Below are 25,448 nucleotides of genomic sequence, written 5' to 3' on the forward strand. Positions count from 1 at the left end.
TCCGGGGACCGCCGCGTCCTCGCCGGTCGCACCGGTTCCGGCCGGAACCCAGATCTACATCCCGCTGGCCACGATCACCGTGCCGGAGACCGAGTCCGGCGGGGCCGCCATGGCCGACGAGCCCGCCGGGCCGTTCGCGGTCGTGGCGACGGTGGCCGAGCCGCTCGGGGTGGCAGGGCCGGCCGAGGACCCGGGAGCGGCAGGGGTACCCGAGTCCCCCGGGGCCGCCATGGCCGACGAGCCCGCCGGGCCGTTCGTAGGGGTCGCAACGGTGGCCGTCCCGGTCGAGTCGGCCGGGAGGGTGGGGTCGGGGGCCAGGTACTCCACCCCGCTGGGGTGGTCGTCCGGGGTCGGGCGGGGCCGGGCCGCGGGGCCGTACCAGCCGGGGCGGACAGCCGCGCGCAGGGTGTCCGGGGTGAACCCGGCGCTCGCCACGACCTCCGCGGGCTCCGGGCGCTCCAGCGGCTCCTCGCGCAGGCAGGCCGTCACCAGCGGGCGGATGTCCTCCGGCACCCCGGACAGGTCGAAGTCGCGGGTCAGGATGCGCAGCAGGACCACCGAGTCCTGGCCCTCGCCGAACGGCTCCCGGCCCGCCGCCGCGTACGCGAGGACCGCGCCGAGGGAGAAGACGTCGCTGGGCGGGCCGACCTGGCCGCCGTTGCGGATCTGCTCCGGCGAGACGTAGCCGACCGAGCCGACGACCGCGCCGGTGCGGGTCAGCGAGGTGGCCTCCAGCGCCCGGACGATCCCGAAGTCGATGACCCGGGGCCCGTCCGGGCCCAGCAGGATGTTCGACGGCTTCAGGTCGCGGTGGACCAGCCCCTTGGCGTGGATGGCCGCCAGCGCCTCGCCGAGCGCGCCGGCGAGGATGCCGACCGCGGCCCGCGGCAGCGCACCGTGGTCCAGGACGGCGTCCCGCAGGTTCGGTCCGGAGACGAACTCCGTGGCCATCCAGGGCCGTTCGGCCTCGGTGTCGGCGTCCACGACCCGTGCGGTGTACGTGTCCGCGCCGCCGACGGTCTGGGCGGCGCGGACCTCGTGGCGGAAGCGGGCGCGGAAGGTGCGGTCCTCGGCGTGCTCGGCCCGTACGACCTTCACCGCGAGCCGCAGTCCGGTGCGGGACTCGGCGAGGTAGACCTCGCCCATGCCGCCCGCGCCCAGTCTGTGCGTGGTGGTGTACGGGCCGATGTGGCGAGGGTCTGTGGCGCGCAGCGGCTGCACTGACGGGCTCCCCCTGTCCGACGTGGTGTCAAGGGGAGGTTATAGCGCCGTCAGACCGCCGGCACGCAGCGGCCGTCCTCCGTGCGGTACTGCCACTTCGCGCCTTCCGCCACCAGCTCCCTGACGGCGTTCACGAAGCGCTCCACGTGCTCGTCCGGCGTGCCCGCGCCGAAGCTCACGCGGATGGCGTTGAGGGACTTCTCGCCGGGGGCGGCCTCGGGGGCACCGCACTCGCCCTGGCTCTGCGGGTCGCTGCCGAGCAGGGTGCGGACCAGCGGGTGGGCGCAGAACAGGCCGTCGCGGACACCGATGCCGTACTCGGCGGAGAGCGCGGCGGCGAAGTGGGAGCTGTTCCAGCCCTCGACGACGAAGGAGATCACGCCGACGCGCGGGGCGTCGTCGCCGAAGAGGGACAGCACCTTCACCTCGGGAACGGCGGCCAGGCCCTCGCGGACCTTGGCGATCAGGTGCCGCTCGCGGGCGACGAGGGTGTCCCAGCCGGCCTCGGTGAGGGCCTTGCAGGCGGAGGCGATGGCGTAGGCGCCGATGACGTTCGGGGAGCCGGCCTCGTGCCGGGCGGCGGTCTCGTGCCACTCGACGGCCACGCCGCCGTCCTCGCGCCGGGTGACCTTGCGGCTGGCGCCGCCGCCCGCGAGGTACGGGTCGGCCGCCTGGAGCCAGTCGGCGCGGCCGGCCAGGACACCGGAGCCGAAGGGGGCGTACAGCTTGTGGCCGGAGAAGGCGACCCAGTCGACGTCCAGGTCGCGCAGGTCCACCGGGTGGTGCGGGGCCAGCTGGGCGGCGTCCAGGACGATGCGGGCGCCGTGGGCGTGCGCGGCGGCGGCCAGTTCGCGCACCGGCCACAGCTCGCCGGTGACGTTGGAGGCGCCGGTGACGCAGACCAGGGCCGGGCCGTGCGGGTCGCGGTCGGCGAGGGCCCGCTCCAGGGTCTCCACGGCCTGCCGCGGGGTGCGCGGGGCGTTGAGGTAGGTGACCCGCGCGTCCTGCCAGGGCAGCAGGGAGGCGTGGTGCTCCGTCTCGAAGACGAAGACCTGGCAGTCGGCCGGGACCGCCCGGGCCAGCAGGTTCAGGGAGTCGGTGGTGGAACGGGTGAAGATCACCTGGTCGGCGGGGCGGCAGCCGAGGAAGTCGGCGACGGTCCGGCGGGCGTTCTCGAACAGGTCGGTGGAGAGCTGGGAGAGGTAGCCGGCGCCGCGGTGCACACTGCCGTAGTACGGCGCGTACGCGGCGACGTCGTCCCAGACGCGCTGGAGGGCGGGGGCGCTGGCCGCGTAGTCCAGGGCGGCGTAGGTGACTTCGCCGCCGGTGACCAGCGGGACGGTGACATCTCGCCCGAGAACGGGCAGAGGGGTGCAAACGGTCTGGTCGGCGGCAGCGGTGGAGACAGACATGGCGGAACTCCCGTGACAGGAATGCGAGAAAGGCAGAAAGGGACTGCGAAGGGGTGTGCGGAGGCGGGGCTCTGCGGCCCTAACGCATTCGCTTGCTCACGGAAGACTCCCTCGAACGACCAGGACCCCTGGTTGGCGAGGGGTCCGCGCTTGCCGTAGGCCTTGCTGCCGTACGACCTGGTCTTCACCCGGGGCACCCCGCCACGGACGGAGGGTTGCCGGACAGTCGGCCGGGGCCTCATGACTGTCACTCATGACCTGGTACAGGAACGTACGTGAGTGATCGTCGTCCCGCAACCCGTGTCCGGATCGCGGGACGACTCCCGAGGGTGTCAGGCGTTGCTGACGGCCACCCAGCGGTCCAGGGTGCGCTTGGCCGCGCCCGAGTCGATCGACTCCGCGGCTCGCGCCATGCCCGCGCGGATCTGCTCGGTGAGCGGCGCGTCCGCCGGCTCCAGGGCCACCAGCGCCGCCGCCGAGTTCAGCAGGACGGCGTCCCGTACGGCCCCCTTCTCGCCGTCCAGCAGCCGCCGGGCGACCTCGGCGTTGTAGGAGGCGTCGGCACCGCGCAGGGCGTCCACGGGGACGAGGTCGATGCCGACGTCCCGGGGGTCGAAGACCTCTTCCGTGACCTTGCCGTCCCGGACCACCCAGACCCGGGAGGGGGCGGTGACGGTCAGCTCGTCCAGGCCGTCGTCGCCCCGGAAGACCAGCGCGGAGTTGCCGCGCTCGGCGAGGACACCGGCGACGATCGGCGCCATGCGGGGATCCGCGACACCGACGGCCTGCGACCGCACCTGCGCGGGGTTGGTCAGCGGGCCCAGCACGTTGAAGGTGGTGCGGATGCCCAACTGGCCGCGGGCCGCGGCGACATGGCGCAGCGACGGGTGGAACCGCACCGCGAAGCAGATGGTGATGCCGGCCTCTTCGGCCACCTCAGCCACCCGCTGCGGGGTCAGGTTGAGGTTGATCCCCAGCTTCTCCAGGACGTCGGAGGAGCCGGAGGCGGAGGACGCGGCGCGGTTGCCGTGCTTGACGACCTTCGCGCCCGCGCCCGCGACGACGATCGAGGACATGGTGGAGATGTTCACCGTCTTGGCGCCGTCGCCGCCGGTGCCGACGATGTCGACGGCCGGCCCGGGCACCTCGATGACGTTGGCGTGCGCGTACATCGTCCGGACCAGTCCGGTGATCTCCTGGACCGTCTCGCCCTTGGCGCGCAGGGCCACCATGAACCCGGCGATCTGCGCGTCGGTCGCCTCCCCGCGCATGATCAGGTCCATCGCCCACGCGGTGTCGTCGGCGGACAGGTCCCGGCCCTCCAGCAGACCGTTCAGCAGGGCGGGCCAGGAGCGGCCCGCCGCGGTGTCGCCTCCAGCGGGGGTCACAGCGCTCATCAGCCGCTCCTTGAACAGGTTCCTGCTACGTCGTACACCACCCTATCCAGCCGGACGGAAGGGCGAGGGGCCCCGTCCGCAACCCGGACGGGGCCCCTCGGTGTGGCGTGGCGACGCGGGGATCAGTGGTGGCCGTGGCCGCTCGTGATCTCCTTGTACTCCTCGACGGTCGGCTTCGGGATCTGGTTGTCCTCGCCGAAGTAGGCGGTGGACAGCTTCGCCCGCAGCTTCTGCGAGGCAGGGATCTTGCGCTCGACCCCGTTCTCGTCGACCGTCGGACCGATCTCGGCCGGCTGGTACTGCTCGTGCGCGGTGAGCGTGTGCAGCTGCTCCTGGCTGAGCGGCTCGTGCACCTCGATGAACTCACCGTGCGGCAGCCGCTTGATGATGCCGGTCTCGCGGCCGTGCAGCACCTTGTCGCGGTCGCGGCGCTGGAGGCCCAGGCAGATCCGCTTGGTGGCGATGAACGCGATGACCGGAGCCACGAAGTAGGCGATCCGCACGAACCAGGTGACCGCGTTGATCGACAGGTGGAAATGCGTGGCGAAGATGTCGTTGCCGCCACCGATCAGCATCACGAAGTACACGGTCAGCCAGGCGACACCGAACGCCGTACGGGTCGGCGCGTTGCGCGGGCGGTCCAGGATGTGGTGCTCGCGCTTGTCGCCGGTGACCCAGGCCTCGATGAACGGGTACACCGCGATCGCGCCCAGGATCACGCCGAACAGCACCAGCGGGATGAACACGCCGAGGACGAGCGTGTGGCCCCAGAAGTTGATCTCCCAGCCCGGCATGGCGCGGATCAGGCCCTCGGCCATGCCCATGTACCAGTCCGGCTGGGCGCCGGTGGACACCTGGTCCGGCCGGTAGGGGCCGATGGCCCAGATCGGGTTGATCTGCGCGATGGCGGCGAGGGCCGCGAGCACGCCGAAGACCAGGAAGAAGAAGCCGCCGGCCTTCGCCATGTACACCGGCAGCAGCGGCATGCCGACGACGTTCTTGTTCGTCTTGCCGGGGCCCGCGAACTGCGTGTGCTTGTGGTAGAAGACCAGGATCAGGTGGCCCACCACCAGGCCGAGCATGATGCCCGGCAGCAGCAGGATGTGGATCGAGTAGAAGCGGGCCACGAAGTCGCCGCCCGGGAACTCCCCGCCGAAGAGGAAGAACGAGATGTACGTGCCGACGATCGGCACGGACAGGATCGCGCCCTCCATGAAGCGGACACCGGTGCCGGAGAGCAGGTCGTCCGGGAGCGAGTAACCGGTGAAGCCGGTGAACATGCCCAGGACGAGCAGCAGGAAGCCGAACAGCCAGTTGATCTCACGCGGCTTGCGGAACGCGCCGGTGAAGAACACGCGCATCATGTGCACGAACATGCCGGCGATGAAGACGACGGCGCCCCAGTGGTGGATCTGCCGGACGAGCAGACCACCGCGCACATCGAAGGAGATGTGCAGGGTCGAGCTGAACGCCTCGGACATCAGCTGTCCCTGGAGCGGGACGTAGGAGCCGTGGTACTCCACCTCGTTCATCGACGGGTGGAAGAACAGCGTCAGGTAGACACCCGTCAGGATGATGATGATGAAGCTGTAGAGGCAGACCTCACCCAACATGAACGACCAGTGGTCGGGGAAGATCTTGCGCATGTTGGCCTTGGCCAGGGAGTAGATCCCGAGCCGGCCGTCGGCCCAGTCGGCGAGACGCTCGCCGGCCGGTGCCTGCCCGCGCGAGCGGGAGGTCTCGTTCGCTGAAGTACTCATCCGCGCTCCCAGAATGCAGGACCGACGGGCTCCTCGAAGTCGCCGAGCGCCTGGAGGTAACCCTCACTGTCCACGCCGATGCGCAGCTGCGGCAGGGCGTGGCCGGCGGGACCGAAGATCACTCGGGCACCGTCGGAGAGGTCGAAGGTGGACTGGTGGCACGGGCACAGCACGTGGTGCGTCTGCTGCTCGTACAGGGAGATCGGGCAGCCGACGTGGGTGCAGATCTTCGAGTACGCGACGATGCCCTCGTGCGACCACTCCAGCTCGCGCTTGTCCTTGATGTTGCCCGGCTGGAGCCGGACGATCATCAGGGCGGCCTTGGCGATCTCCGTCTGGAACTCCTCGGAGTGCTCCTCCAGGCCGTCCGGCTTGGCGAAGGTGAGCGAGCCGACGGCGACGTCCTCAGGACGCAGCGGCTGGTTCGTGTTCATGTTGACCAGGCGCTTGCCCTTGGCCCACATGGTGTGGCGCAGCTTGGTCCCCGGCGCCGGGCCGAGACCGCCGAGCAGCATGACGCCGGAGAGCGGCACCAGGGCCAGCGCGCCGAACATCGTGTTGCGGATCAGCTTGCGGCGGCCGAGCGCCGACTCCTTGGCACCCTGGCGGAAGTCCGCGTGGACCTTCTCCCGGACCTCGGGGGAGGCCTCGATCGGGTGACGGTCGTCGGCGACCTCCACGTCGGACATCAGGGTGCGGGCCCAGTGGACCGCGCCCGCGCCGATGCAGAACAGCGCCACACCGAGGGTCAGGCCCAGCGCGAAGTTCAGCGCGTTGATGTGCCCGATCGGGAAGACGAAGATCTGCTTGTCGTGCGGGATGGCCAGGTAAGCGACGATGAAGCCGATGGTGGCCAGCATCGACACCGTGAACAGCAGGGCGACGTTGCGCTCGGACCGCTTGGCGGCCCGCTCGTCGATGTCCTGGATCCGGTGCTCGTGCGGGGGAAGCCCCGGGTCCGCGAACGGGTTCTCCTCGTCCGCGATCCCTACCGCGCCGTGCGCGTGGTCCTGCTCAGCGGGCAGGTTCTCTTCTGGAATGTCTTGGCTACTCATGACTTCTTGGCCTTTGCGGTCCGAGCGGCGACCCAGACGGCGACCACGATGAGCGTGCCCAGGCCGAAGATCCAGCCGAACAGACCCTCACTGACCGGCCCGAGGCCGCCCAGCTCCAGACCACCCGGGTTCTCGGTCTTGTCGCCGTCGACCGCGTTCAGGTACGCGATGATGTCCTTCTTGTTCTTCTCCGACAGCGTGGTGTCGGGGAAGGACGGCATGTTCTGCGGGCCCGTCTGCATGGCCTCGTAGATGTGCTTCGGAGCGACACCCTCCAGGCTCGGCGCGAACTTGCCCTTGGTCAGGGCGCCGCCCTTGCCGGTGAAGTTGTGGCACTGCGCGCAGTTGGTGCGGAACAGCTCACCGCCCTTGGCGATGTCCGCGCCCTCGGGGCCGTACTGCTCCTTCGTGGGCACGGTCGGGCCGGCGCCCAGCGAGGCGACGTACGCGGCGAGCTGGTCGATCTGGGCCTGCGTGTAGATGTTCTTCTTGCGCGGGATCTGGGCGCCCTGCGAGGTGGCGGCGGGCATACGGCCGGTGCCGACCTGGAAGTCGACGGCCGCGGCGCCCACGCCGACGAGGCTCGGGCCGTCGGAGGAGCCCTGGCCACCGGTGCCGTGGCAGCTGGCGCAGCCGACCTCGTAGAGCTTCTTGCCCTCCTTGATGGTCAGGGACTGGGAGGTTTCATCGGCCTGCGCCTTGCCCGCGGGCGCGAACGCGGCGTACAGCCCCCCAGTGGCCGCCAGCGCGAGGAGTAGGACGACGACCGCCGCCAGCGGATGGCGTCGTCGTGCGGAGAGCTTTTTCACGGATTACCCCGGTGTCAGGATCTTCTGCGTCGGTGCTTCTGGATGTGCGGGAGCGGTCCCGGCTACTTGATCAGGTAGATCGTGGCGAAGAGGCCGATCCAGACGACATCGACGAAGTGCCAGTAGTAGGACACGACGATGGCGGCGGTCGCCTGCTCGTGGGTGAACCTCTTGGCCATGTAGGTGCGGCCGAGGACCAGCAGGAAGGCGATGAGGCCGCCCGTCACGTGCAGGCCGTGGAAGCCGGTGGTCAGGTAGAACACCGAGCCGTACGGGTCGGAGGACAGCGAGATGCCGTCCTTCTTCACCAGCTCCGTGTACTCGTAGATCTGACCGCCGATGAAGATCGCACCCATGATGAAGGTGAGGATGAACCAGCCACGGAGCTTCTTCACATCGCCGCGCTCGGCCGCGAACACGCCGAGCTGGCAGGTGAGGGAGGAGAGCACCAGGATCGTGGTGTTCGTGGCGGAGAAGGGCACGTTGAGTGCCTCCGCCATCTCCTTCCAGTGAGCCGGTCCGGTCACCGACCGGAGGGTGAAGTACATCGCGAAGAGGGCCGCGAAGAACATCAGCTCGGAACTCAGCCAGATGATGGTTCCGACGCTGGTGAGGTTCGGCCGGTTGACCGACGGGTGCGCGTGCCCGGTTTCTACTGTCGTTGCTGTCGCCACGACCGACATTATGTCGGTCGCTTATCTCGCGCTCACTCCGGGGGGTGCCGTTCGGAGTGTTGCCACCTCGCAGACCGGTGTTGACGTGGTGTTCATGGGGACGATGGCGGGAGTAGCATCCGCCGGAACGGGCCCGCCCGTCCTGTCCGTACGACGCCGACGTCTCGGAGGAACAATGCAGCCGACCGCCACGGTGCTGGTCTACAGCGACGACTCCACCACCCGCGAGCAAGTACGGCTGGCCGCCGGACGTCGGCCGGCACCCGACGTCCCCCTGGTCGAGTTCGTGGAGTGCGCGACCCCGCAGGCGGTGCTGCGGGAGCTGGACAAGGGCGGCATCGACGTCTGCGTGCTCGACGGCGAGGCCGTGCCGATGGGCGGCATGGGGGTGTGCCGGCAGATCAAGGACGAGGTCTTCAACTGCCCGCCGGTGCTGCTGCTCATGGGGCGGCCCCAGGACGCGTGGCTGGCCACGTGGAGCCGGGCCGACGCGGCGGTCACCCTGCCGGTGGATCCGGTGGAGTTCGCCTCCGCCCTGGCGTCTCTGCTGCGTCAGCGGCGGCTGGTGGGCGCCTAGGAGTGAGGGGCGCGGGGTGCGCGGGCGAGTGCGGGCCGGCGGGCCCTCCTCGCGCGGTTCCCCGCGCCCCTTCATCACGCCGCCGCGGGCTGGACGCGTAGCGCGTCCCCCGGGGCCGGGCCGTCCGGCTTGCCGTTGAAGAGGGCGCTGCCCTGGCGCCACTTCTGCCAGTCGACGTTCCAGTCGCCGAAGCCGTTGCCGAAGGGCTCCATGTCGTCGCCGTTGGAGTTGACGACCTTGACGATGTCGCCCTCGCGTACGGTGTCGAAGAACCACTCGGCGTTGGACGTGCTCATCCCGGTGCAGCCGTGGCTGACGTTGGCGTACCCCTGGGAGCCCACCGACCAGGGGGCGGCGTGGACGTACTCGCCGGACCAGGTGACCCGCGTGGCGTAGTAGACCGGCAGGTCGTAGGAGTCGGCGCTGCCCTCGGCGATGCCGACCGTGGTGCCGCGCATGCGTACGAAGTACTGCTTGGCCAGGACGACCTTGACGCCGTTGCGGGTCTCGAAGCCGGGCTTGCCCGTCGTGACGGGGATCTGGTTGATCTCCTGGCCGTTCTTGTAGACCGTCATCTGGTGCGTGGCGGCGTCCGTGACGGCCTCGATCCGGTCACCGGTGGTGATCTTCAGCGGCTTGGCGGCGCCGCCCCACAGCCGGTCGCCGATCCTGACGCCCTCCAGGTTGCTGTGCACCTGGATGGTGGCGTGGGCGGGCCAGTAGTCCTTGGGCCGGTAGTGGAGTTCCTTGTTGTCGACCCAGTGCCAGGCGCCCTGCACGGCCGGCGTGGAGTCCACCCGCAGGGCTTGTTCCACGACGGCGCGCTGCGCCTTGTCCTTGATCTCGTGGTCGAGCTGGGCCGTGATCGGCTGTCCTACGCCGTAGGTGCCCTTCTCCGGCCCGAACGTGACGTTCAGGCGCTGCTTGCTGGTGGGCCCGCTGGTGTCGAACGTGAGGACCTTGCGGCCGGGCGCGCCGTCCTCGTCCTCGGTGCTGACCGTGACCGTGTAGTGGGCGTTGGCGGCCAGTGGGGAGGTGCTGTGCCACCGGCTGCCGTCGGCGGCCAGTTCGCCCGCCACATGGCGTCCTGTGGAGTCCTGGGCGGTGACGTCCGTGATACGTCCGTCGTCACTGTTGGCCGTCACCTCCAGTGGCTTGTCCGGGTCGGCCCGCTTCCCCGCTTCGGTGGGGCCGTTGAAGGAGATCAGGCCCGCTGCGTCGTACGGCCTGGCCGACAGGGGGTTGCCGTCCGAACCGCAAGCGGTGACGCCCGCGCCGAGGGCGGCCACCAGCAGCGTGCAGCTGACGACGGTGCGGGTCCGCGGAGTGTGGTTCATATGATCACGCTATGAGATGGAGAGCTTACCGGCATGGCAGGTAACTCGTACGAGCGAACGACACTGCGGCAAAGGAAGGACACGCCGCGACGGCGGGGAAAAAGCCGGGAGCCCGGGCCCTCCTGATGGAGGGTCCGGGCTCCCGGTGCGTCGTCGCGCGTCTACTGGGTGCGGTTCTCACCGTGGTAGTACTCGAACACCCAGCCGAAGATGCCGACCACGATGAACGGGGCGGCGAAGTAGATCAGCCACCAGCCGACCGCGATGCTGAGGAAGGCGACGGCGCCGCCGAAGCCCAGCATGAGCGGCTGCCAGCTGTGCGGGCTGAAGAAGCCCAGCTCGCCCGCGTCGTCCGCGACGTCGGCCTCCTTGTCGTCCTGGGCGCCCGCGTCGACCCGCCGGGCGGTGAAGCCCAGGTAGAAGCCGATCATGACGCTCAGGCCGAAGGCCAGGAACAGTGCGGTGGTACCGGCCGGCTCCTTCGACCACACGCCATACACGATGGCCATGATCAGGATGAAGACGCTCAGCCAGATGAACATCCGACCCTGGATCTTCACTTGCCGGCCTCCTTGCTGCCCGCGACGGCGGTGCCGTGACCGGCGTGCTCGAGCTGTTCGAGCGCGGCGATCTCAGGGTGGTGCAGGTCGAACGCCGGGGATTCGCTGCGGATCCGCGGCAGGGTGAGGAAGTTGTGCCGGGGCGGCGGGCAGGACGTCGCCCACTCCAGCGAGCGGCCGTAGCCCCACGGGTCGTCCACGCCGACCGGCTTGCCGTACTTGGCCGTCTTCCAGACGTTGTAGAGGAACGGCAGGATCGACAGGCCGAGCAGGAAGGAGCTGATGGTCGACACCGTGTTCAGCGCGGTGAAGCCGTCGGCCGCCAGGTAGTCGGCGTACCGGCGCGGCATGCCCTCGGCGCCCAGCCAGTGCTGGACCAGGAAGGTGCCGTGGAAGCCGATGAACAGCGTCCAGAAGGTGATCTTGCCGAGACGCTCGTCGAGCATCTTGCCGGTCCACTTCGGCCACCAGAAGTGGAAGCCGGAGAACATGGCGAAGACGACCGTGCCGAAGACGACGTAGTGGAAGTGGGCCACCACGAAGTACGAGTCGGAGACGTGGAAGTCCATCGGCGGCGAGGCCAGGATGACACCGGTCAGACCACCGAACGTGAAGGTGATCAGGAAGCCGGTCGCCCAGAGCATCGGCGTCTCGAAGGACAGCGAGCCCTTCCACATCGTGCCGATCCAGTTGAAGAACTTCACACCGGTCGGCACCGCGATCAGGAACGTCATGAACGAGAAGAACGGCAGCAGCACACCGCCGGTGACGTACATGTGGTGCGCCCACACGGTCACGGACAGACCGGCGATCGCGATGGTCGCGGCGATCAGGCCCATGTAGCCGAACATCGGCTTGCGGGAGAACACCGGGATGACTTCGCTGATGATGCCGAAGAACGGCAGCGCGATGATGTACACCTCTGGATGGCCGAAGAACCAGAAGAGGTGTTGCCAGAGCAAGGCTCCGCCGTTGGCGGCGTCGAAGACGTGGGCGCCGAACTTGCGGTCCGCCTCCAGGGCGAACAGCGCGGCCGCGAGGACCGGGAAGGCCAGCAGGACCAGCACACCGGTCAGCAGCACGTTCCACACGAAGATCGGCATGCGGAACATGGTCATGCCCGGCGCGCGCATGCAGATGATCGTGGTGATGAAGTTGACCGAGCCGAGGATGGTGCCGAAGCCGGAGAAGGCCAGACCCATGATCCACATGTCGGCGCCGATGCCCGGCGAGCGGACCGCGTCCGACAGCGGGGAGTAGGCGAACCAGCCGAAGTCGGCCGCGCCCTGCGGGGTGAGGAAGCCGCCCACCGCGATGAGCGAGCCGAACAGGTACAGCCAGTAGGCGAACATGTTCAGCCGCGGGAACGCCACGTCGGGCGCGCCGATCTGGAGCGGCATGATCCAGTTCGCGAAGCCGGCGAACAGCGGGGTGGCGAACATCAGCAGCATCACGGTGCCGTGCATCGTGAACGCCTGGTTGAACTGCTCGTTCGACATGATCTGCAGGCCCGGCCGGGCCAGCTCGGCGCGCATGAGCAGCGCCATCACGCCACCGATCAGGAAGAACGCGAACGACGTCGCCAGATAGAGCGTGCCGATCGTCTTGTGGTCCGTGGTCGTCAGCCACTTCACCACGACATTGCCGGGCTGCTTGCGCCGGACCGGCAGCTCGTCGGCGTGCGAGCCTTCAGCTGCCGCGGCACCCTGGGGTTCGTTGAGGATGCTCACAGGTTGTTCGTCCTCTGGTTCTTCTCGTGGCTCGTCTGCGCGATGCCGGCCGGAATGTAACCGGTCTGCCCCTTCTGCGCGAGCTCCTTGAGGTGCTGCGCGTAGCGCTCCGGGGAGACGACCTTCACGTTGAACAGCATCCGGGAGTGGTCGACGCCGCAGAGCTCGGCGCACTTGCCGAGGAAGGTGCCCTCCTTGTTGGGGGTCACCTGGAAGGCATTGGTGTGACCGGGGATGACGTCCTGCTTCATCAGGAACGGCACCACCCAGAAGGAGTGGATGACATCACGCGAGGTCAGGACGAAGCGGACCGTCTTGCCCTTGGGCAGCCAGAGCGTCGGGCCGGGGTTGTTCGTCTGCGGGTTCCGCGTGCCGGGCGTGCCGACGTCGTAGACGCCGCCGGCGTTGGCCGGGAACTGGTTCCGCAGCTGGTCCGGAATGGCGTCCAGGTTCTTGTCGGTCCTGGCGTCGCCCGAGGAACCAGGCACGTTCTCGATGTAGTTGAAGCCCCAGCTCCACTGGAAGCCGACCACGTTGACCGTGACGTCGGGCTTCTTCGAGGTGTCCAGGAGCTTCGACTCGTCCCGGGCCGTGAAGTAGAAGAGCACCGAGATGATGATGATCGGGACCACCGTGTACAGGGCCTCGATCGGCATGTTGTACCGGGTCTGCGGAGGGACCTCGACCTTGGTGCGGCTGCGCCGGTGGAAGAGGGCACTCCACAGGATCAGGCCCCACACCAGCACGCCGACGGCGAGCGCGGCAGCCCAGGAGCCCTGCCACAGGGAGAGGATCCGCGGAGCCTCTTCCGTGGTCGGGGTGGGCATGCCAAGGCGGGGGAAGTCCTTGTATGTGCAACCGGTTGCGGTCGCCAGGACCAGGCCCGCGGTCAGTGCCTGCAGCAGCTTCCGCCGCATCGGGCGCCGCGGCGAGCGGTCGGAGCCGTTGGGACTCACGTAGCGCCTTCCCGAGAGTCTCGCCCGCGCGGTCGGCTGCGGCCTTCTCGCTGGTCGGTCGCCGCCCTGCGTCGGGCAGGGGTTTGGATGTTTATGCGGACCAAACCCTAGCCCACCCTCTCCGAGGGTTCGCGGGGAGGGGTGCCTACTGGCTCGGGTGGTTCGCTGGATTGGCGGCTGCGGGTGTGTCGTGGCTGGTCGCGCAGTGCCTCGCGCCCCTTCGGGGTGCTGCACTGACCGGCGGTTTAGCGTTGCCGTATGGCCTACTTTGACGCTGCTTCCGCCAGTCCTCTCCATCCCGTGGCCCGCCAGGCCCTGTTGGCCTCTCTGGACGAGGGATGGGCCGATCCGGCCCGGCTCTACCGGGAGGGGCGCAAGGCGCGCATGCTGCTGGACGCCTCGCGGGAGGCGGCCGCCGAGGCCGTCGGCTGCCGGGCGGACGAGGTGGTGTTCACGTCGTCCGGCACCCGGGCCGTACACACGGGGGTCGCGGGGGCGTTGGCCGGGCGGCGCCGGGTCGGACGCCACCTGATCGTGTCGTCCGTCGAACACTCCTCCGTACTCCATTCGGCGGAGGTGTTCGAGGCGGACGGCGGGGACGTCACCCGGGTGCCCGTCGACCGGGCGGGAGCCGTCGACCCGGCCGGGTACGCGGACGCGCTCAGGGCGGACACCGCGCTGGCGTGCCTCCAGTCGGCCAACCACGAGGTGGGGACCGTCCAGCCGGTGGCCGAGGTCGCCGAGGTGTGCCGGGCGGCCGGGGTGCCCCTGCTGGTGGACGCGGCGCAGTCACTGGGCTGGGGGCCGGTCGAGGGCGACTGGTCGCTGCTCGCGGCCAGCGCGCACAAGTGGGGCGGGCCGTCGGGGGTCGGGCTGCTCGCCGTGCGCAAGGGCGTGCGGTTCGCCGCTCAAGGAGCGGTGGACGAGCGGGAGTCGGGCCGGGCGCCCGGGTTCGAGAACATCCCGGCGATCGTGGCGGCCGTGGCCTCGCTGCGCGCGGTGCGGGCCGAGGCGGCCCGCGAGGCGGTACGGCTGCGGGAGCTGACGGAGCGGATCCGGGCGCGGGTGCCGGAGCTGGTGCCGGACGTGGAGGTGGTCGGCGACGCCGTGCGCCGGCTGCCCGGGATCGTCACGTTCTCCTGCCTGTACGTCGACGGCGAGGCGCTGCTGCACGAGCTGGACCGGGCCGGCTTCTCGGTCTCCTCCGGCTCCTCCTGCACGAGCAGCACGCTGACTCCCAGCCATGTGCTGAAGGCGATGGGGGTGCTGAGCGAGGGGAACGTACGGGTGTCCCTGCCGCCCGGCGCGGCGGAGGAGGACGTGGAGCGGTTCCTCGCGGTACTGCCGGAGACGGTGGCGGGCGTCCGGGAGAAGCTGGGGGCGCCGGCCCCGACGACGGCCGTCCGGGCGGAGGAACTGGTCGTCGACTCCCTCGGCAAGCGCTGCCCGATCCCGGTCATCGAGCTGGCGAAGGTGTTCGGCCGGGTGCCGGTGGGCGGGACCGTGCGGGTCCTGTCCGACGACGAGGCGGCCCGCCTGGACATCCCGGCGTGGTGCGAGATGCGGGGTCAGGAGTACGTCGGGGAGGAGCCGGCGGAGAGGGGAACGGCGTACGTGGTGCGCCGGGTGAGCTGAGGGGGTCCGGGGGCGGAGCCCCCTGAGGGGAGCGGGGCCGGGTCCGTATGCGGCTCCGCCGCGCGGGCGCGACCAGCCACGGCGGACCCGCGGTCGACGACGGACCCACCGTGGCGGACGAGCAGTCGCGGCTCAGCTCAGGTGGGCCCGCACCTCCTGGCCGGCCTCGTCGCCGTACGCCTTCACGAACCGCTCCATGAAGTGCCCGCGCCGCAGCTGGTACTCCTGCGTACCCACGGTCTCGATGACCAGCGTGGCCAGCATGCACCCCACCTGTGCGGCGCGCTCCAGGGAGACGCCCCAGGCCAGCCCCGACAGGAAGCCCGCGCGGAAGGCGTCGCCGACACCCGTGGGGTCGGCCTTGCGCTCCTCCTCCGGGCAGCCGACCTCGATCGGGTCCTCGCCGGTCCGCTCGATGCGCACACCGCGGGAGCCGAGCGTGGTGACCCGGTGGCCGACCTTCGCCAGGATCTCCGCGTCGCTCCAGCCGGTCTTGGACTCGATGAGCCCCTTCTCGTACTCGTTGGAGAACAGGTAGGTCGCGCCGTCCAGCAGTATCCGGATCTCCTCGCCCTCCATCCGGGCGATCTGCTGGGAGAAGTCGGCGGCGAACGGGATGTTCCGGGAGCGGCACTCCTCGGTGTGGCGCAGCATCGCCTCGGGGTCGTCGGCGCCGATGAGGACCAGGTCGAGGCCGCCCACGCGGTCGGCGACCGTCTTCAGCTCGATCAGCCGGGCCTCGCTCATCGCGCCGGTGTAGAAGGAGCCGATCTGGTTGTGGTCGGAGTCGGTGGTGCACACGAAGCGGGCGGTGTGCAGGGTCTCGGAGATGCGGACCGAGTCGGTGTCGACGCCGTGCCGGTCGAGCCAGGCGCGGTACTCGTCGAAGTCGAAGCCGGCGGCGCCGACGAGGATGGGCCCGGTGCCGAGCTGGCCCATGCCGAAGGCGATGTTGGCCCCGACGCCGCCGCGGCGCACGTCGAGGTTGTCGACCAGGAAGGAGAGCGAAACCGTGTGCAGCTGGTCCGCGACGAACTGGTCGGCGAAGCGGCCGGGGAAGGTCATGAGATGGTCGGTGGCGATGGAGCCGGTGACTGCGATGCGCACGACGGGGATTCTCCTGCGGAAATAAGAAGGTGCGCGCGTGAGCGCTCGTGGGAAGGGCGGTGGTGGGCGGGTTGACAGTTCACGCTACCCGGTCGGAAGCCGCCACTGAAGCTGGCAAAACTACCCGATAGTAGCTCTTTTGCCGCAGCCCGGGCCGTGCCTACGGTGCGGGCATGACGAACCTCAAGGTCACCTCTTCCGCCCCGGCCGATCCCGACGCCGACCTCGCCGCGCTGCGCGGCGACTGCGCCCGGATGGCCCCGCACTGGGCGGTCCCGGAGCACCCCGAGTCCCGGCCGGTGCCGCCGTCCCGCATCCACGGGGTGAGCGTGCCGGCGCGGTCCGCCCGGCTGCTGGACGCGATGTCGGACTACGGCGACTGAGCGCGGGGCGCGAGCCCGGGAACCGCGCGCTCCCCTCCCGCGTCCCATCGCCGTCCCCCGCGCAGGGGACGCGGGACACGACCCAGCGAGGAGCGATGCGGTGAACACCGAGCGGCCCGAGAACCCCGGCGCCCCCGAGGAGCGCGACCAGTCCCCCGCGACCCCGCAGCCGACGACGGCCGAACCGGGGCGGACGGGCGGCCGGCGCCCCACCGCCGTCGTCGTCGCCCTCGCCACCGCGGCCGTGCTGCTGGTCGGCGGCGGTGGCGCCTACCTCGCCGCGAGCGACGGCGGGGAGGGCCGCACCGGCGCGCAGGCCGCGCCCGGCGGGGCCGGCACTCCCCCGCCGCTCACCCTGGACGGCTGGACCGGCACCGGCACCGGCGGGGTCGCGCCCGGCGAACCGGACCCGTACGGCACCCGGTACGTGGCGCGGGGCGAGCTGCCCCGCGGGCCCGGCTCGGCACCGGTGTACGCGCCGGGGGCCGAGGTCGGCCGGGACCGGGTGGCCCGGCTGGCGAAGGCGCTGGGGGTCGACGGGGCGCCGGTGGCCGAGGGCCGGATCTGGCGGGTCGGCGGGCAGGACGGCTCCGGACCGAGGCTGACGGTGAACCGGGACGCTCCGGGCGGCTGGAGCTTCGACCGGTACGCGCCCGGCACCGACAACTGCCGGAAAGTGACCGTCTGTGCGCAGGACCCGGGTGCTCCGGCCGGCGACCCGGTGAGCGCGGCCGTGGCCGAGAAGGCGGCGGCACCGGTGCTGGAGGCGGCGGGGCTGGAGGACGCGAAGCTCGACGCGGGCCGGGTCATGGGGGCCCGGCGGGTGGTCGACGCGGACCCGGTGGTCGGCGGGCTGCCCACGTACGGCTGGACGACCGGGCTGACCGTCGACCGCAACGGCGAACTGGTCGGCGGCCACGGGCTGCTGGCGACGCCGGTGAAGGGTGACACGTACCCCGTGGTGGGCGCGGCGAAGACGCTGGAGTTGATGAACGGGGCGGTGAAGGACGGCCATCGCATGGGGATCGGGGGGTGCGCGAGCCCGGAGCCGCTGAAGGACCGGCTGGAGCAGCCGTGCGGCGCGTCCACCGGGGCGCCGAAGACGGCCCGGGACACGGTGACGGTCGAGAAGGCGGTGTTCGGGCTGGCCGCGCAGTCCGTCGGGGGGCGGCAGACGCTGGTGCCGTCCTGGCTGTTCCGGGTGCGGGGCTCCGCGGCGGGCGGCGCGTTCACGGTGACGTATCCGGCGGTCGACCCGGCGTACCTGACCTCGGCGTCCGCGTCTCCGGCGCCGGAGCCCTCCCGGCCGTCCGCGGCGCCCGGGAAGAGCCGGAGCGTCAGGGTGAACGCCTACACGGCCGACGGGCGGACGCTGAACCTGAGCTTCTACGGCGGGGTGTGCGCGGACTACCGGACGTCGGCGCGGGAGAGCGCCGGCCGGGTGACGGTGACGGTCACCGAGCGGCCCTGGCCGGGCCGGGTGTGCGTCCTGATCGCCAAGGAGTACGTGAAGACCGTGACGCTGGACGCGCCGCTGGACGGGCGGACGGTGGTCGGCACGGACGGCAGGGCGGTGCCGAAGGCCAGGCCGGGCTCGCTGCGGCCGGACGCGTCGGCGCAGCCGCGCTGACCGGGCGGGAAGACAGAGGCGGCGGCCCCCCGCAGGGGACCGCCGCCTCTCCCGGCCGTCGGACCGTGCGGCTCGCGCCGCGGCCGCCGGCTCAGCTGAACGAGTCGCCGCAGGCGCAGGAGCCGGTCGCGTTCGGGTTGTCGATCGTGAAGCCCTGCTTCTCGATCGTGTCCACGAAGTCGATGGTGGCACCGCCGAGGTACGGAGCGCTCATGCGGTCCGTGACGACCTTGACCCCGCCGAAGTCCTTCTCCACGTCGCCGTCGAGCGAGCGCTCGTCGAAGAAGAGCTGGTAGCGCAGGCCGGAGCAGCCGCCGGGCTGGACGGCGACGCGCAGCGCCAGGTCGTCGCGGCCTTCCTGGTCGAGCAGGGCCTTGACCTTGGCCGCGGCGGCGTCGGTCAGGATGATGCCGTCGGTGACGGTGGTGGTCTCGTCCGATACGGACATCTACATCTCTCCCGGGTTGTACGGAGACTGCTTGCCGACGAGTGCAACCGGCGCTTCCGCGGATTCATTCCGGGCCGGGCAGTCGCGTTGTCGCGTTTTTGCTTCCGACTTCATGCTCGCACATGCTCCCGGGCGCCGACAGCGGCCTGTGGAGGGACCGGAGCGGGATTCACGTCACATGGACGCTATGGCCATCGTCAAAGTGACGTGAACCAGTTATGATAGATAGCGTCAGTTAGACGAAAAGTAGAAAGGGTGCGTGTCGTGACCACCGCCCAGACCCCGGAGCTCGACGTGCAGCCGACTCCGCTCGCCCTGCTGCTGCTCGGCCGCGAGGCCGACCCGAGGAGCGAGCGGGGCGTCGAGTGTCCCGGAGACCTGCCGTCGCCCTCCGACCCCGACCTGGTCGAGCGCGCCCGCGCCGCCAAGGCCCGGCTCGGCGACAAGGTCTTCGTCCTCGGCCACCACTACCAGCGCGACGAGGTCATCCAGTTCGCGGACGTCACGGGCGACTCCTTCAAGCTGGCCCGGGACGCGGCCGCGCGCCCGGAGGCCGAGTACATCGTCTTCTGCGGTGTGCACTTCATGGCCGAGTCGGCGGACATCCTGACCTCCGACGACCAGAAGGTCGTCCTGCCCGACCTCGCCGCCGGCTGCTCCATGGCCGACATGGCGACGGCCGAGCAGGTCGCGGAGTGCTGGGACGTGCTGACCGAGGCGGGCATCGCCGAGCAGGTGGTCCCGGTGTCGTACATGAACTCCTCCGCCGACATCAAGGCGTTCACCGGCAAGCACGGCGGCACCATCTGCACCTCCTCCAACGCCAGGCGCGCCCTGGACTGGGCGTTCGAGCAGGGGGAGAAGGTCCTCTTCCTGCCGGACCAGCACCTCGGCCGCAACACCGCCGTCCGGGACATGGGGATGTCCCTGGACGACTGCGTGGTCTACAACCCGCACAAGCCGAACGGCGGGCTCACGGCCGAGGAGCTGCGGGCCGCGAAGATGATCCTGTGGCGGGGCCACTGCTCGGTCCACGGCCGCTTCAGCCTGGACTCGGTCGACGACGTGCGCGCGCGCATCCCCGGCGTGAACGTGCTGGTCCACCCCGAGTGCAAGCACGAGGTCGTGGCCGCGGCGGACTACGTCGGCTCGACCGAGTACATCATCAAGACCCTGGAGGCGGCCCCGGCCGGCTCCAAGTGGGCGATCGGTACGGAACTGAACCTGGTGCGCCGCCTGGCGAACCGTTTCGCTCCCGAGGGCAAGGAGATCGTCTTCCTCGACAAGACGGTCTGCTTCTGCTCGACGATGAACCGCATCGACCTGCCCCACCTGGTCTGGGCGCTGGAGTCCCTGGCCGACGGCAACCTGGTCAACCGCATCGAGGTCGACAAGGAGACGGAGGCGTTCGCCAAGCTGGCCCTGGAGCGGATGCTGGCGCTTCCCTAGCCGAGCGTGGAAGGGCCGGATCTCCGAGGAGACGAGGAGACCCGGCCCTTCGTCATGCCGTCACACGCCGGCCGGCTCCGGCGTCCTCTGTCCTGCCGGCCGGTTCTTCGCCGCCCGCTTCCTCGCCCGCCGCTCCTTGCGGAGCTCCAGCATCGCGTAGAGCGTCGGGACCAGCAGGAGCGTCAGCAGGGTGGAGGTGATCAGGCCGCCGATGACGACCACGGCGAGGGGCTGGGCGATGAAGCCGCCCTCGCCGGTGACCCCCAGAGCCATGGGAAGCAGGGCGAAGATCGTCGCCAGCGCCGTCATGAGGATCGGGCGGAGCCGGTGCCGGCCGCCCTCGATCACGGCCTCCACCACGCCGTACCCCTGCGCCCGGTACTGGTTGATCAGGTCGATCAGCACGATCGCGTTGGTCACCACGATGCCGATCAGCATCAGCATGCCGATCATCGCGGGCACGCCCATCGGGGTGCCGGTGGCGACCAGCAGACCGATCGCGCCCGTCGCCGCGAACGGGATGGAGACCAGCAGGATCAGCGGCTGGGCGAGCGAGCGGAACGTCGCGACCAGCAGCATGAAGACGATCGCGATGGCCGCCAGCATGGCCAGGCCCAGGTTCTTGAACGCGTCGTCCTGGTCGGAGGACACACCGCCGATCTCGGCCGTGGCACCCGCCGGCAGCTTCAGGTCCTTGATCTTCGACTGGAGCCTGCTGCTGACCGCACCGGTGTTGTCACCCGTCGGCTTGGCCGTGATCGTGGCGGCGCGCTGCCCGTCGATACGGGTCATGGACACCGGCCCGTCCACGAGCTTCACCGTGGCGATGTCACCGAGCTTCACCGGACCGAGACGCAGCGCCTTCAGCCGGGCCAGCGTGGTCGCGGGCTTGGCCGGCTTCACGACGACGTCCCGCTCGGTGTCGTCGAGGACCGCCTTGGCCGCCGTCGTACCGCGCACGGCCTGCGCCACCGCGGCGCCCAGCTTCTGGTCGTCGAACCCGGCCGCCGCCGCCCTGGCGTTCGCCCTGACCGAGATCCGCGGCACGCTCTGCGCGAGGTCGCTGGTGACGTCCGTGACGTGGTCGAGGCCGGCGACGGTGGAGCGGACCTGCTCCGCCGCCGTCCGCAGCGCCTCGGGGTCGGACGCCTTGACCACCACGCTCAGGTCCTGGTCGCCGAAGCCGTCACCGGCCGACACGGTGGTCGTACCGGCGCCCTTCAGCTTCTTCAGACCGTCCTCCAGGTGCTTGCGCACGTCGTCGTAGGACGCGGAGTCCTTCAGCATCACCTGGTACGACGCCTGGTTGGTGTCGGTGCCACCGCCGAAGGCCGCCATGAAACCGGACGAGCCCACGGTGACCTGGTAGTCCTTCACGCCCTCCGTGGAGGCGAGCAGCTTCTCCACCCGCCTGGCCTGCGCGTCGGTGGCGGCGAGGCTGGTACCGGGCTTCAGCTCCTGCTTGACGGTGAGGACTTCCTGGTCGCCCTGGTCGAAGAAGTTCGTCTTCAGCAGGCCGGACATGCCGAACGTGACGACCAGGACGGCGACCGCGATGAGCACGCTGGTGAGCCGGCGGCGCGTCGCGAACCGCAGGACGGGCACGTACGCCCGCTGCAGGCGGCTGCCGGCCTCCTTCTCCTCGGCCTCACGGCGGGCCAGCGCCGCGTCCGCGGGGGTGCCCTTGGGCGCGCGCAGGAACCAGTACGACAGGACCGGCACGACCGTCAGCGACACGACCAGGGAGGCCAGCAGGGCCGCCGTCACCGTGAGGCTGAACGAGCCGAACAGGGCGCCCACCATGCCGCCGACCAGGCCGATCGGCAGGAACACGGCGACCGTGGTGAGGGTGGAGGAGGTGACCGCGCCGGCCACCTCGCGCACCGCCGTGAGGATCGCCTCCCCGCGCTCCTCGCCGTAGCCGAGGTGCCGCTTGATGTTCTCCAGGACCACGATCGAGTCGTCGACGACCCGGCCGATGGCGATGGTCAGCGCGCCGAGCGTGAGCATGTTCAGGGACAGGCCGCGCGTCCACAGCACGATCAGGGCCAGCACCACCGACAGCGGGATGGAGACCGCCGTCACCAGCGTCGAGCGGACCGACGCGAGGAAGACCAGGATCACCAGGACCGCGAAGAGCAGGCCGAGCGCGCCCTCCGTGGTCAGGCCCTTGATGGACTTGGACACGGCCGGGCCCTGGTCGCTGACCACCGTGAGCTTCGCGCCCGCGCCGAGGTCCGCGCGCAGGCCGGGCAGTTTGTCCTCGACCGCGTTCGAGATGGAGACCGCGCTGCCGTCGCGGTCCATCGTGACGGTGACGGCGAGGCTGGGCCGGCCGTCGGTGCGGGTGAGGGAGTCGGCCGGGGCCGGCTGCTCCTTCACGGTGGCCACGGTGCCCAGACGCACCGGCCGCTTCGCGCCCTCGCCGCTGACCATCAGGTCCTTGATCTGCTTCAGCGAGGTGAAGCCGCCGCCGACCTGGACGGTGCGGTTGGCGCCGTCCTCGTCGAAGGAGCCGGCCGGCACGGTGGCGCCGCCCGCCTGGAGGGCCTGGCCGAGCGCGGCCGGGGTGAGGCCGGCCCGCGCGAGCTTCGCGTCGTCCGGGGTGACGGTGACCTGGAGGTCGCGGACGCCGGTGACCTGGACGCGGCCGACGCCGTCGATGTCCTTCAGGGCCGGTACGACCGTCGTGTCCAGCTGGTCGGCGAGCGCCTGCTGGTCCTTGTCGGAGGTGACGGCGAGGACCACGGTCGGCATGTCGTCCGTGGAACCGGAGACGACCTGCGGGTCGACGTCGTCCGGGAGCTGGTTGCGGGCCCGGTTCACGGCCTGCTGGACGTCGGAGACGATCCGCTCGGTGTCGTTGCCGTAGTCGAAGGACGCCATGATCACGGCGTTGCCCTCACTGGCGGTGGAGGTGACACCGGTGACGCCGTCGACGCCCTGCAGGTTGTTCTCGATGGGCTCGACGACCTGCTTCTCGACCACGTCGGGCGAGGCACCCTGGTACGGCGCGATGACCGACACCATGGGCAGTTCGATGGTGGGCAGCAGCTGCTGCTTGATCTGGGGTATCGCGATCAGCCCGAAGGCGAGGGCGATGAGGGACACGAGCCCGACGAGGGCGCGTTGCGCGAGGCTGAACCTGGACAGCCAGGACATGGATCAGGGTCTTTCTTCTGGGAGCGGCAGAAGCGGCGAGGACGCAGGTGAGCGCCCACTCGACCACCCTGAGCCATGCCGGGGGCCCGTTCCGTAGGCCCCAGGTCCCGTTCCTTTACCGGGTCCCTACTCCGCGCGCAGTAGACGCGGGTGGAGATCAGTCCGTCCTCGGACGTACCAGCCCCGACTCGTACGCGATGACGACGAGCTGGGCCCGGTCCCGCGCGCCCAGCTTCGCCATGGCCCGGTTGACGTGCGTCTTCACCGTCAGCGGGCTGACCGCCAGCCGCTCGGCGATCTCGTCGTTGGAGTGGCCGCCGGCGACCTGCACGAGGACCTCACGCTCCCGGCCGGTGAGGGCGGCGAGCCGCTCGGAGCGGACGGGGTCGAGGCCGTCGCCGTCGTCGCCCCGGGCGAGGAAGCGGGCGATCAGTCCCTTGGTGGCGGCGGGAGACAGCAGGGCCTCACCGCCGGCCGCGACCCGGATGGCGTTCAGCAGTTCCTCCGGCTCGCTGCCCTTGCCCAGGAAGCCGGAGGCACCGGCGCGCAGCGCCCGCACGACGTAGTCGTCGACCTCGAAGGTGGTCAGGATGACCACGCGGACCCGTGCGAGGGACGGGTCGGCGCCGATCTGCCGGGTGGCGGCGAGGCCGTCGGTGCCGGGCATCCGGATGTCCATGAGGACGACGTCGGGGCCGTGCTCCTTGGCCAGCCGGACGGCTTCCGCGCCGTCGGAGGCCTCCCCGACCACCTCCATGTCGGGCTCGGAGTCGACCAGCACCCGGAACGCGCTGCGCAGCAGTGCCTGGTCGTCGGCGAGCAGGACACGGATGGTCATACGGGCTCCCCCTGGGCCGTCGTCGTCTTGACCGGCAGGATCGCATGGACGCGGAAGCCGCCGCCGTAACGGGGTCCGGTGGTCAGGGTGCCGCCCAGGGCGGTGACCCGCTCGCGCATCCCGAGCAGCCCGTGCCCGCCGCCGGCCTCGGGGGCGCGGCCGGCCTCGGGGGCGCCGGGCTTGCCCGGGCCGTCGTCCAGGACGGTGACCTCCACGTTCGGCCCGACGCGTACGACGCTCACCTCGGCCTCGGCCTCGGGTCCCGCGTGCTTGCGCACATTGGTCAGCGCCTCCTGGACGATGCGGTAGGCGGCCAGGTCGACGGCGGCGGGCAGTTCGGTGCCCTGGTCGGCGCGGGCCACGGACACCGGCAGGCCCGCGCTGCGGAAGGTGTCGGCCAGCTCCTCCAGGCGGCTCAGGCCCGGGGCGGGTTCGGTGGGGGCCTCCGGGTCCCCGCTCTGGCGGAGCAGACCGACGGTGGCGCGGAGTTCGTCGAGCGCGCTGCGGCTGGCCTCACGGACGTGCGCGAGGGCCTCCTTGGCCTGGTCGGGCCGCCTGTCCATGACGTGCGCGGCGACCCCGGCCTGCACGTTCACGAGGGCGATGTGGTGGGCGACGACGTCGTGCAGGTCGCGGGCGATCCGCAGCCGCTCCTCGGCGACCCTGCGGCGGGCCTCCTCCTCCCGGGTGCGTTCGGCGCGCTCGGCCCGGTCCCGGATGGCCTGGACGACCGCGCGGCGGCTGCGCACGGCGTCGCCGGCGCTGGCGCCGATGCCCGTCCAGGCGAGCACACCGAGGTTCTCCTGGGCGTACCAGGGCAGCGGCCCGGCGAGCATGGCCGCCGCCGTCAGCACGGTCATGGTGAGCAGGCCGAGACGCCAGGTGGTGGAGCGGTCGGTGCTCGCGGCGACGGTGAACAGGGCGATGACGGCGGACATCGCGACGGGCGCGCGGGGATCGCCGGTGACGCACTCGACGAGGGAGACCGTGCCGGTGACGGCGAGGACCGTCTTGGGTGCCCGGCGCCGGAAGACGAGCGCCGCCGCGCCGGCCAGCATGAGGACGAGACTGAGGACGGCGGGGGCGTGGGCGTCCCAGGTCAGACCGTGGTGGCCCTGGGGAGCGGCGAAGGAACCGGCGAACATGCAGGCCAGCACGCCGGCGGCGAGCGCCGCGTCCGCCGCCAGGGGGTGCGCCTTGAGGCCGCACCGGGCGCGTTCGAGAGTGCTCACGGTGTGCCACAGTACGGGCCCGGCACCGGCCGCCGGCAGGGCGCCGGCCACTCGCGGTACCCGGGAGGGCGCCCGA

21 protein-coding genes and 1 riboswitch are annotated in these 25,448 nt (G+C 70.8%); of the genes, 5 read left to right on the top strand and 16 right to left on the bottom strand.

Features of this window, described 5'->3' with window-relative positions; all coding sequences use genetic code 11:
* Positions 1 to 54: 54 nt before the first annotated feature.
* The 7 genes from ABZV94_RS23760 to ABZV94_RS23790 all read right to left on the bottom strand — a co-directional run bounded on the left by ABZV94_RS23760 (position 55) and on the right by ABZV94_RS23790 (position 8,337).
* Entirely contained in the window at positions 55 to 1,221 is a 1,167-nt protein-coding gene (locus ABZV94_RS23760; protein ID WP_356343359.1) for a protein kinase, read from the bottom strand.
* Positions 1,222 to 1,271: 50 nt separating this feature from the next.
* On the bottom strand, positions 1,272 to 2,633 hold the full coding sequence (locus ABZV94_RS23765; protein WP_356343361.1) for an aminotransferase class V-fold PLP-dependent enzyme: 1,362 nt from the start codon (positions 2,631 to 2,633) through the stop codon (positions 1,272 to 1,274).
* Positions 2,634 to 2,774: 141 nt separating this feature from the next.
* A riboswitch (SAM riboswitch) is annotated at positions 2,775 to 2,892 on the bottom strand.
* Between the two features lie 73 nt (positions 2,893 to 2,965).
* Positions 2,966 to 4,030: an anthranilate phosphoribosyltransferase gene (gene trpD / locus ABZV94_RS23770; RefSeq protein ID WP_356343363.1), complete on the bottom strand. Its 1,065-nt coding sequence runs from the start codon at positions 4,028 to 4,030 to the stop codon at positions 2,966 to 2,968.
* Between the two features lie 122 nt (positions 4,031 to 4,152).
* Positions 4,153 to 5,790, bottom strand: coding sequence for a cytochrome bc complex cytochrome b subunit (locus ABZV94_RS23775; RefSeq protein WP_356343365.1), 1,638 nt, complete (start codon positions 5,788 to 5,790; stop codon positions 4,153 to 4,155).
* Positions 5,787 to 6,845 carry a Rieske 2Fe-2S domain-containing protein gene (locus ABZV94_RS23780; RefSeq protein WP_356343367.1) on the bottom strand — a complete coding sequence of 353 codons (1,059 nt, stop codon included), beginning with the start codon at positions 6,843 to 6,845 and terminating at the stop codon, positions 5,787 to 5,789. Before ABZV94_RS23780 ends, ABZV94_RS23775 begins: the two co-directional genes overlap by 4 nt.
* Positions 6,842 to 7,654, bottom strand: a complete 813-nt coding sequence (locus tag ABZV94_RS23785) for a c-type cytochrome (RefSeq protein ID WP_356343369.1) — start codon at positions 7,652 to 7,654, stop codon at positions 6,842 to 6,844. Before ABZV94_RS23785 ends, ABZV94_RS23780 begins: the two co-directional genes overlap by 4 nt.
* A 62-nt stretch (positions 7,655 to 7,716) precedes the next feature.
* Positions 7,717 to 8,337, bottom strand: a complete 621-nt coding sequence (locus tag ABZV94_RS23790) for a heme-copper oxidase subunit III (RefSeq protein ID WP_014672235.1) — start codon at positions 8,335 to 8,337, stop codon at positions 7,717 to 7,719.
* A 166-nt stretch (positions 8,338 to 8,503) separates the two neighbouring features.
* On the opposite strand from ABZV94_RS23790, the gene ABZV94_RS23795 reads away from it, so the two are divergent.
* Entirely contained in the window at positions 8,504 to 8,905 is a 402-nt protein-coding gene (locus ABZV94_RS23795) for a response regulator transcription factor (RefSeq protein WP_132783831.1), read from the top strand.
* Positions 8,906 to 8,979: 74 nt separating this feature from the next.
* Here ABZV94_RS23795 and ABZV94_RS23800 read toward each other — a convergent pair whose 3' ends face one another.
* The 4 genes from ABZV94_RS23800 to coxB form a co-directional block, all read right to left on the bottom strand.
* The gene (locus tag ABZV94_RS23800; protein ID WP_356343372.1) at positions 8,980 to 10,242 is read right to left on the bottom strand and encodes an Ig-like domain-containing protein; all 1,263 of its coding nucleotides are present in this window, start codon (positions 10,240 to 10,242) and stop codon (positions 8,980 to 8,982) included.
* A gap of 161 nt (positions 10,243 to 10,403) precedes the next feature.
* Positions 10,404 to 10,802 carry a cytochrome c oxidase subunit 4 gene (locus ABZV94_RS23805; RefSeq protein ID WP_030641899.1) on the bottom strand — a complete coding sequence of 133 codons (399 nt, stop codon included), beginning with the start codon at positions 10,800 to 10,802 and terminating at the stop codon, positions 10,404 to 10,406.
* Positions 10,799 to 12,532 (bottom strand): cytochrome c oxidase subunit I, encoded by a 1,734-nt coding sequence (ctaD, locus tag ABZV94_RS23810; protein WP_132783829.1) that lies wholly within the window; start codon positions 12,530 to 12,532, stop codon positions 10,799 to 10,801. The genes ABZV94_RS23805 and ctaD overlap by 4 nt, the downstream gene beginning before the upstream one ends.
* Positions 12,529 to 13,488, bottom strand: a complete 960-nt coding sequence (gene coxB / locus ABZV94_RS23815) for a cytochrome c oxidase subunit II (protein ID WP_356343375.1) — start codon at positions 13,486 to 13,488, stop codon at positions 12,529 to 12,531. Before coxB ends, ctaD begins: the two co-directional genes overlap by 4 nt.
* A gap of 258 nt (positions 13,489 to 13,746) precedes the next feature.
* Here coxB and ABZV94_RS23820 point away from each other — a divergent pair, with 258 nt between their 5' ends.
* Positions 13,747 to 15,123 (top strand): aminotransferase class V-fold PLP-dependent enzyme, encoded by a 1,377-nt coding sequence (locus ABZV94_RS23820; protein WP_356343377.1) that lies wholly within the window; start codon positions 13,747 to 13,749, stop codon positions 15,121 to 15,123.
* 132 nt (positions 15,124 to 15,255) lie between these two features.
* Here the strand turns inward: ABZV94_RS23820 and ABZV94_RS23825 are convergent, their stop codons facing one another.
* A complete protein-coding gene (locus ABZV94_RS23825) occupies positions 15,256 to 16,230 on the bottom strand; it encodes a carbohydrate kinase family protein (protein WP_356343380.1) in 975 nt (324 codons plus the stop codon).
* 173 nt (positions 16,231 to 16,403) lie between these two features.
* Here ABZV94_RS23825 and ABZV94_RS23830 point away from each other — a divergent pair, with 173 nt between their 5' ends.
* Both ABZV94_RS23830 and ABZV94_RS23835 read left to right on the top strand, forming a co-directional pair.
* Positions 16,404 to 16,613 carry a hypothetical protein gene (locus ABZV94_RS23830; protein WP_356343382.1) on the top strand — a complete coding sequence of 70 codons (210 nt, stop codon included), beginning with the start codon at positions 16,404 to 16,406 and terminating at the stop codon, positions 16,611 to 16,613.
* Between the two features lie 100 nt (positions 16,614 to 16,713).
* Complete coding sequence (locus ABZV94_RS23835) at positions 16,714 to 18,243, top strand: hypothetical protein (RefSeq protein ID WP_356343384.1); 1,530 nt, start codon at positions 16,714 to 16,716, stop codon at positions 18,241 to 18,243.
* A 91-nt stretch (positions 18,244 to 18,334) separates the two neighbouring features.
* Here ABZV94_RS23835 and ABZV94_RS23840 read toward each other — a convergent pair whose 3' ends face one another.
* Complete coding sequence (locus tag ABZV94_RS23840) at positions 18,335 to 18,691, bottom strand: iron-sulfur cluster assembly accessory protein (RefSeq protein WP_028422454.1); 357 nt, start codon at positions 18,689 to 18,691, stop codon at positions 18,335 to 18,337.
* 264 nt (positions 18,692 to 18,955) lie between these two features.
* On the opposite strand from ABZV94_RS23840, the gene nadA reads away from it, so the two are divergent.
* A complete protein-coding gene (nadA, locus tag ABZV94_RS23845) occupies positions 18,956 to 20,140 on the top strand; it encodes a quinolinate synthase NadA (protein WP_356343386.1) in 1,185 nt (394 codons plus the stop codon).
* A 60-nt stretch (positions 20,141 to 20,200) separates the two neighbouring features.
* On the opposite strand, the gene ABZV94_RS23850 is transcribed toward nadA, so the two are convergent.
* From ABZV94_RS23850 to ABZV94_RS23860, 3 genes are all read right to left on the bottom strand, one after another.
* Complete coding sequence (locus tag ABZV94_RS23850) at positions 20,201 to 23,302, bottom strand: efflux RND transporter permease subunit (protein ID WP_356343388.1); 3,102 nt, start codon at positions 23,300 to 23,302, stop codon at positions 20,201 to 20,203.
* Between the two features lie 157 nt (positions 23,303 to 23,459).
* On the bottom strand, positions 23,460 to 24,140 hold the full coding sequence (locus ABZV94_RS23855; RefSeq protein WP_356343390.1) for a response regulator transcription factor: 681 nt from the start codon (positions 24,138 to 24,140) through the stop codon (positions 23,460 to 23,462).
* A complete protein-coding gene (locus ABZV94_RS23860) occupies positions 24,137 to 25,372 on the bottom strand; it encodes a sensor histidine kinase (protein ID WP_356343392.1) in 1,236 nt (411 codons plus the stop codon). Before ABZV94_RS23860 ends, ABZV94_RS23855 begins: the two co-directional genes overlap by 4 nt.
* Between the last annotated feature and the right edge of the window lie 76 nt (positions 25,373 to 25,448).

The sequence above is a fragment of the Streptomyces sp. NPDC004658 genome (assembly GCF_040609555.1).
Classification (GTDB): Bacteria; Actinomycetota; Actinomycetes; order Streptomycetales; family Streptomycetaceae; genus Streptomyces.

Bases quoted from the DNA above. Each gene is read 5' to 3' on its own strand.
- ABZV94_RS23765 (WP_356343361.1), bottom strand. From the start codon at position 2,633: ATGTCTGTCTCCACCGCTGCCGCCGACCAGACCGTTTGCACCCCTCTG.
- trpD (WP_356343363.1), bottom strand. From the start codon at position 4,030: ATGAGCGCTGTGACCCCCGCTGGAGGCGACACCGCGGCGGGCCGCTCC.
- ABZV94_RS23775 (WP_356343365.1), bottom strand. From the start codon at position 5,790: ATGAGTACTTCAGCGAACGAGACCTCCCGCTCGCGCGGGCAGGCACCG.
- ABZV94_RS23780 (WP_356343367.1), bottom strand. From the start codon at position 6,845: ATGAGTAGCCAAGACATTCCAGAAGAGAACCTGCCCGCTGAGCAGGAC.
- ABZV94_RS23790 (WP_014672235.1), bottom strand. From the start codon at position 8,337: ATGTCGGTCGTGGCGACAGCAACGACAGTAGAAACCGGGCACGCGCAC.
- ABZV94_RS23795 (WP_132783831.1), top strand. From the start codon at position 8,504: ATGCAGCCGACCGCCACGGTGCTGGTCTACAGCGACGACTCCACCACC.
- ABZV94_RS23800 (WP_356343372.1), bottom strand. From the start codon at position 10,242: ATGAACCACACTCCGCGGACCCGCACCGTCGTCAGCTGCACGCTGCTG.
- ABZV94_RS23820 (WP_356343377.1), top strand. From the start codon at position 13,747: ATGGCCTACTTTGACGCTGCTTCCGCCAGTCCTCTCCATCCCGTGGCC.
- ABZV94_RS23830 (WP_356343382.1), top strand. From the start codon at position 16,404: ATGACGAACCTCAAGGTCACCTCTTCCGCCCCGGCCGATCCCGACGCC.
- ABZV94_RS23840 (WP_028422454.1), bottom strand. From the start codon at position 18,691: ATGTCCGTATCGGACGAGACCACCACCGTCACCGACGGCATCATCCTG.
- ABZV94_RS23850 (WP_356343388.1), bottom strand. From the start codon at position 23,302: ATGTCCTGGCTGTCCAGGTTCAGCCTCGCGCAACGCGCCCTCGTCGGG.
- ABZV94_RS23855 (WP_356343390.1), bottom strand. From the start codon at position 24,140: ATGACCATCCGTGTCCTGCTCGCCGACGACCAGGCACTGCTGCGCAGC.